Raw genomic sequence first — 1,992 nt, 5'->3', positions numbered from 1 at the left:
CTATCTGATGAGCGATTGCCTCATCTTTGCCGTGCTGTTCGCCACCTATGGCGTGCTCGGCGGCAACTATGCGGCTGGGCCAGGCCCGCAAGATCTGTTCGATCTGTCGCTGGTGGCGGTCAACACGGCGATGCTATTGTTCTCGTCGATCACGTATGGCTTCGCCATGTTGTCGTCGTATCGAAAGAAGATCGGTGCGACGCTGGTGTGGTTGGCTGTCACCGGTCTGTTCGGCGCGGCCTTCCTGGGCATCGAGCTGTATGAATTCGCGCACATGATTCATGAAGGCGCGACCCCGCAGCGTAGTGCCTTCCTGTCTTCGTTCTTTACGCTGGTCGGCACGCACGGCTTACACGTGACGTTCGGTCTCGTGTGGCTGATTACTCTGATGGTGCAGATTGGCAAGCACGGGCTGACCAAAGCCAACGCGCGCCGCCTAGCCTGCTTGAGCTTGTTCTGGCACTTCCTCGACGTGATCTGGATCGGTGTGTTCACGTTCGTCTACCTGATGGGCATGTTGCGATGAGCGCTCACGACCACGCTTCCGAGCATGATCCTGGTCTGGTTCACGGCACCGAGCCGCACGGCACGCTGCGCGAATATGTCATCGGGTTCTTGCTGTCGGTGGTGCTGACGGCGGTGCCGTTCTGGCTGGTGATGGGCGACGTGTCCTGGAGCAAACAGACCATCGCCTTCACCATCATGGCGTTCGCCGCCGTCCAGATGGTGGTGCACATGGTGTTCTTCCTGCACATGACGCCCAAGAGCGAAGACGGCTGGACGCTGACCTCGCTGGTGTTTACGCTGATCCTGGTCGTCATCACGCTCGCGGGCTCGCTATGGGTGATGTATCACCTCGACAACAACATGATGCCCAAGCACGAGGTCAGTCAGCAGCGCTGAGCGCCAGCTCGGTGTTGAAGCTGGCGGCAATCGTCGTTGCCGCATTGACCGGCTTTGCGACGCTGGTCAGTCTCGGTGTCTGGCAGCTGCATCGGCTGGCATGGAAGCGGGACCTGATCGAGCGGGTGGACCAGCGAGTCCACGCGCCGCCAGTGGCAGCGCCGGGGCGAGCGCAATGGCCGCAAGTCGACGTCGCCAACAGCGAATATCTGCACGTCAGCGTTCAGGGACGCTTCCGTCACGATCTAGAGGCGCCGGTGCAGGCTGTTACCGAGCGTGGCGGTGGCTTCTGGGTTTTTACCCCGCTCGAAACGGTCGACGGCTACGTCGTGCTGATCAATCGCGGCTTCGTGCCGCCACCGCTGCGCGATCCAGCGACTCGCCCTGCGGGGCAAATCGACGCTGTGACTACTGTGACCGGCTTGCTCCGTATCAGTGAGACCGGTGGCGCCTATCTGCGAGACAACGATCCCGCTGCCAATCGCTGGTTTTCACGCGATGTCGCTGCCATCGCAGCGGCGCGTGGCTTGACCGATGTCGCTCCGTATTTCATCGATGCCGATGCCGGCGAAGGGCAGGCCAGCGATACGCCCATCGGCGGACTAACCGTCATCGCGTTCTCCAACAACCATTTGCAATACGCGCTGACCTGGTTCGGCCTGGCGTTGATGACGCTGGGTGGTGCGTTCCTGGTACTACGACACGAGTGGCGTTGGCGTAAACTGCCGGCATCGTGAGCTTTGCAACTCCCAACATAACCAACGGCACGACGGTGGCGCCGTCGTACATCGACACCGCCAATCGCAAGAATCTGACCTTGCTGATCCAGCTGCGCTGGATTGCGGTGCTGGGGCAGGTGGCGACCATCCTGGTGGTCCACTTCGGGCTGAACATTCCATTGCCGTTGCCGCAAATGGGTCTGGTGCTGGCTGCATTGCTGGCGTTGAACGGCCTGAGTCATCTGTGGCTGCTGAGGAATATGCACGTCAGCGCTCAGACGTTGTTGTTCTCGTTGCTATTGGATGTGGCCGCACTCACGGTGCAGTTGTACTTCAGCGGCGGCGCGACCAATCCGTTCACCGCGCTCTA

General features: G+C 60.7%; 3 protein-coding genes and 1 pseudogene. All 4 read left to right on the top strand.

Going from position 1 to position 1,992, the window contains the following annotated elements; genetic code table 11:
- The coding region (gene cyoC, locus JNL55_RS27110) for a cytochrome o ubiquinol oxidase subunit III (RefSeq protein WP_293861936.1) at window positions 1–526 on the top strand (526 nt) is incomplete at its 5' end.
- Entirely contained in the window at window positions 523–903 is a 381-nt protein-coding gene (gene cyoD, locus JNL55_RS27105; RefSeq protein ID WP_293861933.1) for a cytochrome o ubiquinol oxidase subunit IV, read from the top strand. The genes cyoC and cyoD, both read left to right, overlap by 4 nt.
- Window positions 840–1,640 carry an SURF1 family protein gene (locus JNL55_RS27100; protein WP_293861930.1) on the top strand — a complete coding sequence of 267 codons (801 nt, stop codon included), beginning with the start codon at window positions 840–842 and terminating at the stop codon, window positions 1,638–1,640. The genes cyoD and JNL55_RS27100 overlap by 64 nt, the downstream gene beginning before the upstream one ends.
- Window positions 1,637–1,992 (top strand): annotated as a pseudogene (locus tag JNL55_RS27095) (sensor histidine kinase); the annotation flags it as partial. The gene JNL55_RS27100 and the pseudogene JNL55_RS27095, both read left to right, overlap by 4 nt.

The sequence above is a fragment of the Steroidobacter sp. genome (genome assembly GCF_016790065.1).
Classification (GTDB): domain Bacteria; phylum Pseudomonadota; class Gammaproteobacteria; order Steroidobacterales; family Steroidobacteraceae; genus Steroidobacter.
Note: the sequence above shows the minus strand (reverse complement) of the source record. Positions and strands in the feature narration are given on the sequence as shown.